Annotated in this window: 12 protein-coding genes; 7 read left to right on the forward strand and 5 right to left on the reverse strand. The window is 44.2% G+C overall.

The annotated features are described in order from the left end of the window. Positions 1-29 precede the first annotated feature (29 nt). The 3 genes from CLOL250_RS10690 to CLOL250_RS10700 all read left to right on the forward strand — a co-directional run bounded on the left by CLOL250_RS10690 (position 30) and on the right by CLOL250_RS10700 (position 3171). Positions 30-2486: an RNA polymerase sigma factor gene (locus tag CLOL250_RS10690; RefSeq protein ID WP_044945974.1), complete on the forward strand. Its 2457-nt coding sequence runs from the start codon at positions 30-32 to the stop codon at positions 2484-2486. Between the two features lie 135 nt (positions 2487-2621). Then, the gene (locus CLOL250_RS10695; RefSeq protein WP_008402465.1) at positions 2622-2870 is read left to right on the forward strand and encodes a type II toxin-antitoxin system prevent-host-death family antitoxin; all 249 of its coding nucleotides are present in this window, start codon (positions 2622-2624) and stop codon (positions 2868-2870) included. A gap of 1 nt (position 2871) precedes the next feature. After that, a complete protein-coding gene (locus CLOL250_RS10700; RefSeq protein ID WP_008402466.1) occupies positions 2872-3171 on the forward strand; it encodes a type II toxin-antitoxin system RelE/ParE family toxin in 300 nt (99 codons plus the stop codon). A gap of 116 nt (positions 3172-3287) precedes the next feature. Here the strand turns inward: CLOL250_RS10700 and CLOL250_RS10705 are convergent, their stop codons facing one another. The 4 genes from CLOL250_RS10705 to CLOL250_RS10720 form a co-directional block, all read right to left on the reverse strand. Then, entirely contained in the window at positions 3288-3599 is a 312-nt protein-coding gene (locus tag CLOL250_RS10705; RefSeq protein ID WP_044946026.1) for a PqqD family protein, read from the reverse strand. A 150-nt stretch (positions 3600-3749) separates the two neighbouring features. Beyond that, positions 3750-5648 (reverse strand): OPT family oligopeptide transporter, encoded by a 1899-nt coding sequence (locus CLOL250_RS10710; RefSeq protein ID WP_008402468.1) that lies wholly within the window; start codon positions 5646-5648, stop codon positions 3750-3752. Positions 5649-6106: 458 nt separating this feature from the next. Next, positions 6107-6346, reverse strand: a complete 240-nt coding sequence (locus tag CLOL250_RS14210; protein ID WP_008402469.1) for a hypothetical protein — start codon at positions 6344-6346, stop codon at positions 6107-6109. Between the two features lie 12 nt (positions 6347-6358). Continuing rightward, positions 6359-7081, reverse strand: a complete 723-nt coding sequence (locus CLOL250_RS10720) for a PD-(D/E)XK nuclease family transposase (protein WP_049941104.1) — start codon at positions 7079-7081, stop codon at positions 6359-6361. A 400-nt stretch (positions 7082-7481) separates the two neighbouring features. On the opposite strand from CLOL250_RS10720, the gene CLOL250_RS10725 reads away from it, so the two are divergent. From CLOL250_RS10725 to CLOL250_RS10740, 4 genes are all read left to right on the forward strand, one after another. Beyond that, positions 7482-8231, forward strand: a complete 750-nt coding sequence (locus tag CLOL250_RS10725; RefSeq protein WP_274922277.1) for an HAD hydrolase-like protein — start codon at positions 7482-7484, stop codon at positions 8229-8231. 121 nt (positions 8232-8352) lie between these two features. After that, entirely contained in the window at positions 8353-9168 is an 816-nt protein-coding gene (locus tag CLOL250_RS10730; protein WP_008402473.1) for a LicD family protein, read from the forward strand. Between the two features lie 104 nt (positions 9169-9272). Next, positions 9273-10361, forward strand: coding sequence for an NAD-dependent epimerase/dehydratase family protein (locus tag CLOL250_RS10735; protein ID WP_008402475.1), 1089 nt, complete (start codon positions 9273-9275; stop codon positions 10359-10361). A gap of 116 nt (positions 10362-10477) precedes the next feature. After that, complete coding sequence (locus CLOL250_RS10740; RefSeq protein ID WP_008402476.1) at positions 10478-13216, forward strand: CDP-glycerol glycerophosphotransferase family protein; 2739 nt, start codon at positions 10478-10480, stop codon at positions 13214-13216. On the opposite strand, the gene pap is transcribed toward CLOL250_RS10740, so the two are convergent. After that, a complete protein-coding gene (gene pap, locus CLOL250_RS10745) occupies positions 13213-14685 on the reverse strand; it encodes a polyphosphate:AMP phosphotransferase (protein ID WP_008402477.1) in 1473 nt (490 codons plus the stop codon). The two genes, CLOL250_RS10740 and pap, sit on opposite strands and share 4 nt — an antisense overlap. Positions 14686-14808 lie beyond the last annotated feature (123 nt).

A 14808-nucleotide genomic window follows, 5' to 3' on the forward strand; every position in this document is an offset into this window, starting at 1 on the left:
AAGATAAAAAGCAGGAGGAGCAGGATAACATGAAGTGCAGAACATGCGGAAATGATTTACAGGGGAATGAATACAACTGTCCGTTTTGCGGAAGCTGTGTGGATTATACACAGGCAGTGGAACAGGCAAAGGCAGGGCGTGAAGAAGGATTTACGTTCTTATATGAGAATACATATCGGAATAAACTCTACATTGCAATGAAGTATATGAAGAATGAGCAGGATGCAATGGATGTCCTTCAGGATGCCTATATAAAGGCATTTGCCAGATTAGATAGTTTACAGGATGCAAATGCATTTCCGGGATGGATGAGTACGATCGTGGTAAATACTGCGATCAATGCACTTCAGAAGAAAAAGGCAGTCTTGTTTTCTGATCTGCAGAATGAAAATGATGAAGGGGATGTCTTTGAGTATAATCTGGAAGATGAAAACATGAGCACACAGCCGGAGATGGCATGTACCGTGCAGGAGACACAGGATATGGTGCGGGAGCTGATCAATTCCCTGTCGGATGAACAGAGAATCTGTGTGCTTATGTTCCATCTGGAGGGTTACAGTATCAAGGATATTGCCACAGTATTGAACTGTTCCGAGAACACCGTAAAGTCCAGACTGAATTATGGACGTAAGAATATCAAGGCAAAGGCAGAGGAGCTTCAGAAGAAGGGCTACAAGCTTTACAGCTACACACCGATGTGTCTTCTTGTATATCTGCTTATGGCAGAACGTGGAAATATGATCGTTACGCATGTATTTGAGCAGATGGCAGGTCTTGGTGGAAATATTGCAGCCGGCATCATTCATGGTGGTGCTATGCAGATGGCAGGCAATGTTACAGGTGGGGCTGCACAGGCAGGAGCCGCCGGACAGGTAGCAGGAGGAATTACACAGGCAGGAACTGCCGGACAGGTAGCCGGAGGAGCCACACAGGCAGGAACTGCCGGATCGGCTGCGGGTGCAGTAGAAACCGGAAAAACTGTAGCAGCTACAGTTGGTAAACAGGCGTTTATAAAGACCATGACAGGAAAGATTGCGATCGCAGCCGCTTCGATCGCGATTGTAGGCGGAGTCGCAGGTGGTACAATCGCCTATAAGTATTCACAGGATAAGGCAAAAGCTACCGATAAAAAGGAAGCAACAGAAGCAACCGATGATACATCAGATCAGACGACCACCGGTGAAGCAGATGCTTCAACGACAGAGATAACGACAGAAGCGTCAACGGAGATAACTACAGAGTCAGCTATCGATGAAAGTCTTTATAAAGCAGCATACAAAGAGGTACTTGAATCCTATAAGACACAGATCGACAATTATTACTGGCAGTATGAATATGATTATTCCACAAAGACTGCAAAAGAAGAACAGACGCCGATCGTATTTGCCGATGTTACAGGTGATGGTGTGCCGGAGATGATCCTGGTAAGATCAGAACAGAACGAAGCTTCAATTGCACAGATGGATATTTATAGCTTTGACGGAACAAAAGCAAAGAGAATCTTTGGAACGGATATGGAAGAATATGGTGGCTGGGATATAAATGCCGCTTCCGGAACCAGTTATTATCTGTTTACGACTAAGAAGGGAACCTTATATGCATATAGTGGGTTCGGAGATGAGAGTTATACAGACAGTTATATCAAATTCACGGTAGATGATTCCGGCATGCTTCAGAAGTCAACAACCTGGACAAGAAGGAAAGGTCCGAATGACGATTATTCAGCAACTGTTGTCACATGTCAAAAGAATGGTTCTGAGATTACAGAGGATAAGTATAATGCTCAGGTAGAGAAGCTGCAGAAGAATTTTGATACGTTATTAATGTATAATGGACAGGGCAAGGATAAAGCCAAGGAGGTTCTTGGTACGCTGGATGATACCGCTATGACTTATGATGAGGCTATGGAATATCTTGGAACGATCACACAAAAAGAAACAGATAAGGCGGACAAAAATCAGAGGGCTTCTAAAGACGGAAAAGAGATATCTGCCGGAAATGCAGGAGAAGTAAAGATGACATTACCGGAGGATCTCCCGGAAAGCTTTCTTATGTCAAGCGGAGTTGGTGCATGGGGCTCCAGTATGGATATCAAACCGGATGGAACCTTTACAGCTTCGTTTCACGACAGTAATTATAGTGGCAGGGGAGTTTCCAGTGGATCCGGATCCTTTAAGAATATTACGCAGATTGACAAATATACATATACCATGGAGCTGGATACCCTGAACTATGATGATGAGCTTGGCAAAGAAACAACAGATGACAATGGCTATACAACTACTTTCACAGAGCTGTATGGAATTGCCGGGGGTACTACCTTTACGGTGTATCTTCCGGGTGCACCGACAGCAGATATGCCGGATGGAATGAAGAATTGGCTGGGCTTTCATTATTACAATGTCCCGATACCGGATGCCCTTGACTGCTATGCCATTTATAATGTAGATAAGGAAAATGGATATTTCAGCACAGGGTTACAGTAAATAGTAAGATGTTTTGGATACGATGAAACCTGTATAAACGCAGAAAGCTGTAAAAATTTACGTTGAATTTTACAGCTTTTTTGCATATACTATTAGTAGAAATGAGCAATACATAAAGGAAGGAGTTGAAAGTATATGGCTAACATTTTACCAGTTTCAGATTTGAGAAATTATAATGAAGTTCTGAAAAATTGTCACAAAGGAGAGCCTGTGTATCTGACTAAGAATGGTAGAGGACGTTTTGTGGTTATGGATATTGAAGATTATGAACGTGATCGAGCAGAAAAGAAGCTCTTGATGAAACTTCAGGAAGCAGAAGAAGCGGTAAAGGATGGTGAAGGCTGGCTTAGCCTGGAAGAACTAAAAGAACAAATGGGGGAATGAAATGTTAAAATTACGGATCAATCCGATTGTTGTTAAGGATTTGAAAGAAATTCGAGAGTATATTGCAGAAGATAATAAGGAGTATGCAGCACGGACAGTACAGGAGATTTATAACAAATTTGAAAACCTTCAAATGTTTCCAGGAATAGGCGCAGAGCTTTCCAAAAGAGTTAGTTTTCAGACTGATTATAAGTATGCTGTATGGGAAGATTATGTAATCATCTACAAGGTAGGAGATGAATATGTCGAAATATATCGTGTCGTTAATCGTTATCGTGATATTACAAAAATATTTGAATGATAGGAACATTGTATTGAAACAGCCATATATGAATGAGAGTTGATGGAAGCTCTTGTTTATGCATGGCTGTTTCTATGATTTATCAGGAAAAGTCAGGAAGACTACACACAATAATACTAAAAATATATAAACCTTACTCTCTCCAGCGTTTCAAGAAAGGCGATAACACGTTTTAACATATCAGGAGCTTCTTCGGGGAACTGTTCTTCCATGATGGATACCAGATTGAATACCGTGTTGTCGCCATTTATATGGACCCATAAGGTACTGCCATATCGATCAAGCCTGATATGGCTTTTCTTTGGTTTGTGAAAATATTTCTGAGCGATCTTGTGATAAAAACCGGTATGCGGCATTTCAATCACAATAATTCCATCGGGCGACTGTTCCCATGCATAGTTCAGGTTGATGCAGGGGATTTTGTCCATATAGTTTGCAGTATGGGTAAGAAAACCGGATTTTGATCTTTTTATAAAAAATTGCGAGAGGGTATCTTTACGATTATGGTTTTGTTTTGCAATGACATTTTGTATATTATATTTTTGCATGAGAAAATAAATCCTTTCCGGGTGAAGATATTAAAGTGTGTTATTGGATGATTGTTTATCCTTCGTTTTATGGATCATGTAGATCATACTGAAAAGCAGGGCAAGGAAGAACAGGCAGCCGCCCCATTTTCCAAGATGGAATCCCATAAGTCCCAGATTGATCCGATCACTTACGCCGAATACGGCAAGGACGGCAAGCAGGATTCCAACCAGCCCTTCACCTGCGATCATACCGGAGGAAAAAAGGATACCATTATTGCGGACGGTTTCGCGGGAAACTTCATCGGCAAATCGACGTTTCTCTATGAAAAGGCGGATCAGACCACCGATCATGATCGGAACTGTCAGGTAAATCGGCAGATACAGTCCGATGGCAAATGGTAGAACCGGGATACCTAAGATCTCGACAACGACAGCAATGCAAATGCCGACAATAACAAGCCCCCATGGAAGATTTCCATTCATAACACCTTCAACGACCATTTTCATAAGGGTTGCCTGCGGAGCAGGAAGCTCGGTAGAACCATATCCCCATGCGGTATTTAGCAGATAGAGAACACCACCGATTGCAAGACCGGAAGCGATCGATCCGATCAGTTCGCCGATCTGCTGCAGATATGGGGTTGCACCGACGATATACCCCGTTTTCAGATCCTGCGAGGTGTCTCCGGCCATGGCTGCAATTATGCAGATAACAGTACCGATGCAGATGGCAGATGTCATACCCCGGTATCCTGTTATGCCGGCTTGCTTTAACAGGATCGTTGCAAATAACAGGGTTGCGATCGCCATACCGGACACGGGGTTATTCGACGAGCCGACGACACCGACCATTCTTGCAGATACGGTTGCAAAGAAAAATCCGAAAATAATGATCAGAATGGATGTGACCGGATTGATCGGAATATCAGGAAATGCACTCAGACCAAATGCTACGATCAGGATACCGCCGATCGCATAAGGAAGCGGAATGTCTTTAGATGTTCGCGAATTTCCATCTGTATGTCCGAAGCCTTTCAGGGCTTTGGCAAATGTGGATGCGATCAGCGGAAATGATTTTAGCAGGCTGAAGATGCCGCCGGCTGCCACCGCGCCTGCGCCGATATACCGCACATAATTTCCCCATAACTGATCGACTGACAGTTCGCGGATCGGAACGGAAGCGGGGAACAGGATGTTGTCACCTCCAATAAGAACGAGCAAAGGCATGATAACAAACCATCCAAGCACAGCACCGCTTAACAGATACGAAGCAACCTTTGCACCACAAATATAGCCGACACCGACCAGCGCAGGGAGGACATCCATACCGAAGCCAGATCCTTTATAAGAGGAAATCGTCCATGTGATCTCACTTGGAAACAAATGCAGACCATCAGCGATAAATTTATAGACAGCAGAGATGCCAAGCCCGGAAAATACCTGCATGGATTTGTGACCGCCGGTTTCTCCGGCGAGCAGTACTTCAGCGCAGGCAGTTCCTTCCGGAAATGGAAGTGTACCATGTTCTTCTACGATCAGAGCGGTACGAAGCGGGATCATGAACAGAACACCGATCAGTCCGCCACAGATGGCGACAAATGCAATCATCAGAAAAGATGGAGGTTTTATATCGGGATTTTCATCTGCCCACATGAACAGGGCTGGCAGCGTAAAGATAGCTCCGGCGGCCAGAGATTCACCTGCAGAGCCGATCGTCTGCACCATATTATTTTCAAGAATTGAATCGCGGCGCATGATCATGCGCACAATACCCATAGAAAGAACGGCAGCAGGGATGGAAGCGGAGACGGTCATACCGACTCGTAAGCCCAGATAAGCATTTGCACCGCCGAACACGACCGCCAGGATAATGCCAAGAATCACAGAAGTAGGTGTAAGCTCCGGCATCACCTTATCTGCCGGAATATATGGTTTAAATTGTTTCATATACAACCCTCAAATCATAGTTTTATGCCACTAGTATGTACAGAGTCTGGCAGAAACATACACAGAAAATCTGAAAAAAGAGCTTCATCAGATATGTCAAGACATGGAAGCTGAAATAATAAAATAGAAGGAAACTACATCTGTATCCAGCTCTATGGCTACTGGCAGGTGGTTTGAAACGCGTTCCACTTTCTATTCGGTTCGCACGCTGATTTGTCAGCAGCCGCCCAAACTCGTCCTTACGGACTCAGACAAGGGCTTGGTGCTGACAGCTAGTGCAAACCTCATAACGAAAGTTCCACTAATGTTTCAATTCACCTGCCACCAGCCATAGAGTTGGAAACAGGTAGGATGTGTTTAAAGAATAACGCCTGCTGGTTGTACCTAAGGAATATCGTATATTCCATGGATACAGCCAGCAGGCGTTTTTGCTTTATGTGTTATTGTTATAAAATAGTTTATTTATTGAGGGCGGCAAGCTGTGCTTTTAAAGCTGCAATCTCAGAAATCATTGCGTTCTTCTCAGAAAGAACAGCCGCAATCTCGGCATCCTTCTCGGATATTAGGGAGTCCTTTTCAGAGAGAGCGGCATCTTTTTCGGATATCAGGGAGTCCTTTTCAGACAGAGCCGCTACCGCTTCATCTCGTTCCTTTTGTAGTTCATCGATCATATAGTGAACCGTATTCTCATCTAACATTCGAAGTGCTTCTTAAAACATGGTGATCACCTCCTCCGGATCATACATATATTCAGACATATCCTTACAGATGGCTTCCATCCAAGGATAGTCAGATACCAGTGCAGAAAGGTCGTCAACCGACTGGGCAGTCAGTAATGACAGCCATGCATTAAGTTCATTGATATCTTTAGCATACTTACTTTCACGGAAAACGTCAAGGGCAACCACATAGAATTCCTGCAAAAGATTCAGTTTGATGCCGGTATCAAAAACAGTTTTCCCATGATGCAGATAAATGTCTGATACCTGTGTCTCTTTGCATTCATTAGGACTGTTTTCAAACATTACGATCGTGTAAACCGTTTTCAGATCCTTGTAGGTAAAGGCGTTTCCTTTCAGGCTTTTCACTCTTGTATACTGACGCAGCATGAGATCGGAGGAGTAGCAGGACATACGTTCACCCGGAAAAGCGTATGGAATTTTCTGGATCTCGACATTTGCGATCGAGCCATCTTCCAACTGGACAAGGATATCCAGAAGCAGGAGCGAGGTGGACGGCAGCATGCTGTCTTCATTTGACAGGATACACTGAACCGTCACCCTTGTTCCGATGATACTGCTGATCAGACTGGATAGCCGTTCCGGATAGATGTCCGGGTTGAACAGCTTCTTGAAAAATGGATCATAAGTTAAAGGCAGAGTTTTTTTACCCTCCATAAATCCCAGAAAACGGTTCTTCCATTCCTGTGTCATGTTCTGATAGGCAAAGTAGCTTCGCGGATGCTTCCGGAGCTCCGCAAGACATTCCTTTTCCGTGCGAGTAGGAAAGAGCTGGTGGATGTTTATTGGAGAACCATTGGTTGGTTGACTGGCATGGTTATGGTTGGTAATTTTTTCGTTTGATATCGGTTGATTGTTAAGGTGATGATTGTTGTTTTGGTTATACATAGATTTTATTCCTCATGATTTCCGGCGCCTGTTTTGTCGACAGGAACAGCATAGCAGAAAAAGAATGAGAAAAAACGTAAATGTAACAAATGGTATGTCTGGATGTAACTTTCGGTAATTTTTGCTGTTTATCCCCCCATAACCCAAGATTATATCAATGTTGTTGAGAGAAAAAAGGATCTATGCTACAATGGTGGCGTGAATTTTGAACGGACAGAAAGGCAACACTATGTATAAATACTATTTATTTGACCTGGACGGCACAATAAGCCAGTCCGAGCCGGGCATTCTCAACTGCATCCGCTATGCTCTGGATGCAGCCGGACTGCCGGAGCCATCGGAGAAAGTGTTAAAGACATTTATCGGACCATCGTTGTACGATTCCTTTACATCCAAATGTCATGTTGACCACGATCAGGCACTCTGGCTGGTGGACAAATACAGAGAACGCTATAACGTGATAGGCCTATATGAGACATCTATCTATGATGGAATCCCGGAGACACTCAAAGCCTTAAAAGAAAAAGGCGCGAAGATCGGAGTGGCGACCTCCAAACCGACAGAACCAACGAAGAAGATACTGGCGAAATTCGATCTGGCACAGTACTTTGATGTTGTGGTAGGAAGCAATCCGGATGGAACCGGCTCGGACAAGCAGGTGCTGATCGCAGAGTGCCTGAAGCGGTTGAAGGAAGCCGATGCGGAAGGTACGGATATGCCACAGGCAGACCGGGAAGAGGCAGTCATGATGGACGATTCCAAGCCAGAGGTTAAGACACAGATACATGAAAAGGATGCCATCATGATCGGTGATCGGATGTTTGACATTGATGGCGGACATGCCTGTGGAATTGATACGGTCGGTGTTCTGTATGGATATGGAAACCGTGAGGAATTTGAAAAAGCCGGCGCGGAATATATCATCAGCTGCCCGGAGGAACTCCTGACATTGTAAGAGAGATTAGACAGAAGCCCTTTTGGATATTATAAGGAGACTTTTAATGGGTATTCATAAGGATATTAAGGGTATATAGAAGGCAAATGCAGGCACATACCATAAAAGAGGAGACGAAAACGTGAGAAAATTATTGACGCTTGAGGATATCCATGAGCGTGAGAAAACAATGGTGTTCATGTTCCATGATCTGTGTGAGAAGCATGGGCTGCGGTATTATCTGTGCGGCGGCACGCTGCTTGGAGCAGTCAGACATCAGGATTTTATTCCGTGGGATGATGATATCGACATTCTGATGCCAAGACCGGATTATGAGAGATTACAGGAAGTGATCAAAGAGCAGCCGTTTCTGCCGGATCATAAGTTCCTGTCGACGAGCCTTGGCAATCTGGATGAACCATATACGAAGCTTGCGGATACGAGGACCAGACTGGACAAATATTATACAAAGGACAAATATGATATCTATCTGTGGATGGATATTTTCCCGATGGATGGACTGCCGGATGATGATGCAGAGATTGAACGGATCTATAAAAAGGCACATTGGTATCGCCGCATCATCCAATATCTGAAGATGAAGACAGGGCGGGGCGGTAATCTGGTCAAGAAGATCGTGAAGCCGATCCTGAAACCATTTGCGCATTTGATATGGGGCAAGAAGCGGACAGTGAAGAAGCTGATCCGGTTATGTACACAATATGATTTTGAATCATGCAAATATGTTGGCGGCATTGCCTGTGGCTATGGTCCGCAGGAGAAGATGCCAAGGGAAGAATATGTAAAACCAATGAAAGTGACATTTGGCGGACGGGAGCTGATCGCACCGGGTTGTACCGATTACTATTTGACATCCCTTTACGGTGACTATATGAAGCTTCCGCCGGAAGAAGACCGGAAAGCTCACATTATCAAAATGTATCAGGTGGAAGAATAATAGATATTTGCACGGCGGGCATAGCAATATGCCGAAAGTGCTTTCCATGACAGGATAACAATTCGTACAGATATTTAGAAAAAATATTGCAGGAGGAAATAATAATGAAAGATAAGATTTTAGAAGAAGATCTGTTGTATATTGCAAATGCAGGTGGAGATTATGAGAAATTATACGGCAAATCCATCTTGATCACAGGAGCAACCGGACTGGTTGGTTCACAGATCGTAAAGGCACTGCTTAAGATGAACGAAGTAAAGAATGCTGATATCACGATCTATGCATTTGTCAGAAATGCAGAAAAGGCAGACAAGATCTATGATGAATTTGCAAAGGATAAGCTGGTGTATGTGATCGGTGATGTCGGAGATCCGGTTACCGATGAGACTGTAACCCTGTCAAATGGCAGGAAGATCTCAGAAGTACAGATCAACTACATCATCCATGCAGCAAGCCCTACAGCATCCAAGTTCTTTGTGGACTATCCGGTGGAGACGATCATGACTGCGGTAAATGGTACAAAGAATATGTTAGACCTTGGTAAGGAGAAGCAGTCCGAGGGTGTTGTATATATATCATCGATGGAAGCATTTGGCGCACCGGATCCTGAAAAGCCATATGTAAAGGAAGATGATCTGGGATACATCGATATCCACAATCCAAGAAGCTGTTATCCGGAGGGCAAACGTCTCTGCGAATGTATGTGTTCTTCTTACGCAAGTGAGTATAAGCTGCCGGTTCGTATCGCAAGATTGTCACAGACATTTGGCGCAGGCATCAGCTATGAGGAGAACCGTGTATTTGCACAGTTTGCAAAGGCTGCTATGAATAAGACAGATATCGTTCTGCACACAGCCGGAAAATCCGTTGGCAACTACTGCTATACCAGAGATGCCGTAATGGGTATCTTACTCCTTCTTGTAAAAGGAAATGATGGTGAAGCCTATACCGTAGCACATCCGGAAGCACACATCACGATCGGAGATATGGCAAAGATGGTTGCAGAGAAACTGGCAAATAATGAGATCAAGGTCGTATTTGACATACCGGAAAGTGCCATGACATTTGGCTATGCACCGGATGTAAATATGCGATTGAATTCAGATAAACTTCAGGCACTTGGATGGAAGCCGGTGATCGGTCTTGAGGAAATGTATACCCGTATGATGAAGAGCATGGAGTATACAAGATAAAGTTCGGAAAGAAATAAACAGAAACTGCTGCTGCAGGGGACGACCTGTTCTATGGTAGCAGCAGTTATTTGCATTACAGGAAAGTCTGGGATAAAGAAAACAGGAGGAAGTGACAGTTGGTAAACAGGATCGTAGTCGGAGCGGACAGCTTCAGTATACATGGAAAATTTGATGAGCAGGGGATGTTCCTTTTGATGGAAGAGGGCGATATCCTTTCAGATGAGGATTTTGCGCGTATCGTGACCTTTGTTGATGACCACAGGAACGGAGATATCTTTCTGTTGCCGAAGAAATACGGACCGAGCAGGAACAGCAAGAAGGGAATTATGTATGCGCCGTTTTCCGCATATCGCGAGAAAGGAAAGCATGCGCCCTGGCTTGCACAGAAGCTGGACAGAGATCAGGAATTTCATGGTGTCTATGAGCAGCTTGCAAATGGTGTGATCTCTACGGAGATTTTAAGATTCCTGCACGGATTTACACCATTCGGTATGATATTTAAGGGAAGTCTGTTAAATCAGTTGATGGAGATTGCAGATGCCGGAATACAGAATGCCGGGCAGGATGCAAATGTGACATTCGGAAGCCCTGCACACACATTGGAGGACGTTCTGGTAAAGGGATCATTTCCGGTATTAAAATGGCTGCTTGCGGTTCAGGCAAGAGCCTGTCTGGATGAGAAGCTCTATTATATCGATGGTGTTGACTATACTTTGAAAAACAGCTTTGAAGGGGATAAGACCTTTTTTGAAGGAATCTATGACCGGGCATGGTATAAGGATACCGTTGATCAGCTGATCGAATGGTTAAAGGAAATGTCCATCCATCAGGAAACCCTGCAAATGCTTGTTATGCAGCATGCACTGTTCATTGTAAAATTTATGATCCAGGCAAATCTCGATAACCTGAACAAGCATTTATTTGAAGAGACCGACGGCGAGGCTTTTTTGTGGAAGCTTGGGGAAGTGCTCTCTTATATAGATGATTCGATCATTTGTGAGAATCAGGGATATCATGTGGATATGAAGAATGAAGACTGTCTGGTATGGGTATTGCTGATCTTAAAGTATAAGGACACCGGTCTGGAATTTGATTTTGCGGATGGCTGCTACAGCTATAATGATATTCAGATCGGAGAACTTACGAAGCCGACGGCGGACATTCAGTTTATGGATAATAAAGATATGGAGGATCACACAGAGCTTACGATCGAAGGACGGTTATCGCCGATTCTTTTGATGAATGGAGCAGAGTTTGGTGTTCTGGTCGGTGACCGCTTCTATCCGGCAGAATATAATGAGCGGTATGCACATACAAAAGCATTTGGCATGTCGATCTTCAAGCTTCGGGCATTTACGATCCGGGTGGAGCTTCCATATGGACAGGAAACAGAACTGGCTTATGTAACAAGAGTCCGGGCGGATGTCTTTGAAAATGGTGAAACGATGGGAATGTCGGTAGAGGATCTTCCGGTCACTCTGGAATTCGATTCTCATTTCAGCCGTTTGTGCGACCGTTTCCGTCACAGCTATTGGAAGATCAATAAGAAGCTGTATATGTATAAGACAGAAGCCAATATCATGAAGGTTGATCCGGTAAAGCATGGGAAGATTGCAGGCAGAGAACTGACGTTATGGCGAGATATGTTTGCAACCGGACAGAAGAAGGTTATTAAGTTTATCATTGTCCGGGCGTTCTTAAAGGCAAAGCCGTTTTTAAAGCATCGTCCGATCTGGCTCTTTTTTGATAAGATATATAAGGCGGGGGACTCTGCTGAATATATGTACAAATATGCAAGAAGCAAGAAGGATGGCATCAAATGCTATTATCTGGCAGATGGGGCATCGGAAGATTACGCACGTCTGGAACGCGAAGGCATGAAGCCGGTCAAACGGAGAAGCGTCAAGCACCGGTATGCATTTTTGTATGCGGATATGGTGATCGTGTCAAACTCTACCGTCTACGCATTTAATGATTTCGGTACGATCAATTCGGCACTGATCCGTGATCTGATGAACTTCCATGTAGCCTGTGTCCAGCATGGTATGTCTATCCAGAAGATTGCAGTTGCGCAGAACCGGTTGAGAGATAATACACGGTTGTATTTCTGTGCATCCAAATATGAGATTGAAAATCTATCGAAGCCAATCTACGGCTATGAGGGTTATGATGCATTGAAGCTGACCGGAGTACCGCGTTATGATGGACTTATAAATGAAGATAAACGGCAGATCCTGTTATCCCCGACCTGGCGGATGCAGGCAGCAGTTCCGGTTACAAAGAATGAGGGTGTGAGCCGTGACTACAATCCACTTTTTAAGGAGACAACCTATTATCAGGTATATAACAGCCTTATTAATGATGAGCGTCTGATCGCTGCGGCACAGAAATATAATTATAAGATCGTCTATGTACTGCATCCGATCGTCAGCCCGCAGATCGATGATTTTGATAAGAATCCTTCGGTAGAGATCATTCCGGCGGTTGCCGTTCATGGACATTCCGGTGTCAATTATGAGAAGGTGTTCCGGGAATCCAGTCTGATGGTTTCGGATTTCTCCGGTGTTCAGTTCGATTTTGCTTATATGCGTAAGCCGGTGGTCTACCTGCACCATCACGATATACCGAAGCATTATGAGGAAGGAACCTTCCACTATGATACGATGGGATTTGGCGAGATCTGTGAGGACAACGACGAATTGATCGATGTTCTGATCTCTTATATGCAGAATAACTGCGAGATGAAACCGGAGTACCGCAGACGTGCCGATGATTTCTTCCGGTTTGACGACCATGACAACTGTGAACGGATCTATGATGTCATGATCGACTACCAGAAGACAAAGATTCATTAAGATATAGCTTTTTCTATAGCATCAACTATGATCTCCAGGGTTTTTAACCGGGCATATTTTTTATCGACTGATTCGATGATGTGCCATGGAGCATAGGTGGTGCTTGTTTTTTGCAGCATTTCATTGACGGCTGTTTCGTATTGATCCCATTTTTCACGGTTCCGCCAGTCCTCATCTGTGATCTTCCATTGTTTTTCCGGTGTATTCTGACGCAGCGTGAATCGTTCAAGCTGAGTGTCTTTATCAATCTGTATCCAGAATTTGATGATCACAGCACCCCAGTCATACAGTTCTTTTTCAAATTCGTTGATTTCGTTGTAAGCACGTTTCCAGTCATTTTCACTGCAAAATCCTTCGATCCGTTCTACCATGACTCTGCCATACCATGTTCGGTCGAAGATAGCTACATGACCGGAGCGTGGAAGCCTGGTGAAGAAACGCCAGAGGAAATGTCGGGATTTTTCATACGGAAGAGGACTTGCGATTGGGAATACTTCGTAACCGCGAGGATCTAATGCTTCCGTTACACGCTTGATATTGCCGCCTTTTCCGGCAGCATCCCAACCTTCGTATGCAATGATGACAGGAATCTTTTTGTGGTAAATGCTGTTGTGCAGCTCTCGAAGCTTTCCCTGTAATTCTTTCAGATGTTTGGAATATTCTTCATCAGATACCGTCTTGTCCTGTAAAGAGATATCCGACAGCTTCGGCATGTCCATAAGAGGGAATACATTCTGTGGGATCGGAACTGCCAGTGAATGATTTTGTAGGGCAACATCGATTCCTTCGGTCAGGATTTCTAGAACCTGAAGCTCTGCCCATTTCTTGGAGCTGCCATCGATGATATACCATGGTGCGCGGGAAGAATCGGTAGCATCTAAGAATTTGTCAAAAATATCCATGTATTTGTCATAATGCTTGTTCTGTGCAAGGTCGGTATCGGTCACTCTCCATTTGGTTGCAGGATCATCGGCAAGCGTCCGGATCCGTTTCTTCTGTTCTTTCTTCGAGATGTTCAGGAAGAATTTGACAACCAGATAGCCGTTATCGGTCAGCTGTCGTTCAAATCTCCGAACATTGGCAATTCGAAGCTCGTAGTCTTTTTTTGACAATTCTTTGTGTGCGTATTCACGCGTAAGCTGATCCATCCAGCCGGAATCCATAAAGACAAAATTGCCGGCTTCCGGTATCTCTTTTACAAATCGCCAGAGAAATGGTTTCCGTCTGTCTTCTTCTCTGACCTTTTCCAGCGATGCAACCCGGTAAAAACGTGGATCGATATTGTTGATGATCCGTCCGACCAGACTGCCTTTGCCGGAAGTACCCCAGCCTTCTACCAGAACAATGACCGGAAGCTTGTGTTCCCGGACGGCTAGCGTCTGCGCCGCCAGCTTTTCCTGCAAAGCCTTTAACCGTGTCTTCATTTCCTCGTCCGATGGCTTTTCCTTCATAATTCGATTATTCAACATACATAACACCCCCTGTGTAATAATGAAATTAATTTTTTTATATTGTGTGAATTATGCGTTGGGATATCTTAACTTACCAATACAGGGGCATTTGAGGTCGCCGGTCCTTAGATGGCGCATTAG

Source organism: Clostridium sp. L2-50 (genome assembly GCF_000154245.1).
Lineage (GTDB): Bacteria > Bacillota > Clostridia > Lachnospirales > Lachnospiraceae > Coprococcus.

What these genes read in the sequence shown, in the direction of transcription:
- CLOL250_RS10710 (WP_008402468.1), bottom strand. Translation starts at nt 5,648, where the DNA reads ATGAAACAATTTAAACCATATATTCCGGCAGATAAGGTGATGCCGGAG.
- CLOL250_RS10705 (WP_044946026.1), bottom strand. Translation starts at nt 3,599, where the DNA reads ATGGACAAAATCCCCTGCATCAACCTGAACTATGCATGGGAACAGTCG.
- CLOL250_RS14210 (WP_008402469.1), bottom strand. Translation starts at nt 6,346, where the DNA reads ATGTTAGATGAGAATACGGTTCACTATATGATCGATGAACTACAAAAG.
- CLOL250_RS10695 (WP_008402465.1), top strand. Translation starts at nt 2,622, where the DNA reads ATGGCTAACATTTTACCAGTTTCAGATTTGAGAAATTATAATGAAGTT.
- CLOL250_RS10690 (WP_044945974.1), top strand. Translation starts at nt 30, where the DNA reads ATGAAGTGCAGAACATGCGGAAATGATTTACAGGGGAATGAATACAAC.
- CLOL250_RS10700 (WP_008402466.1), top strand. Translation starts at nt 2,872, where the DNA reads ATGTTAAAATTACGGATCAATCCGATTGTTGTTAAGGATTTGAAAGAA.
- CLOL250_RS10735 (WP_008402475.1), top strand. Translation starts at nt 9,273, where the DNA reads ATGAAAGATAAGATTTTAGAAGAAGATCTGTTGTATATTGCAAATGCA.
- CLOL250_RS10720 (WP_049941104.1), bottom strand. Translation starts at nt 7,081, where the DNA reads ATGACACAGGAATGGAAGAACCGTTTTCTGGGATTTATGGAGGGTAAA.
- pap (WP_008402477.1), bottom strand. Translation starts at nt 14,685, where the DNA reads ATGTTGAATAATCGAATTATGAAGGAAAAGCCATCGGACGAGGAAATG.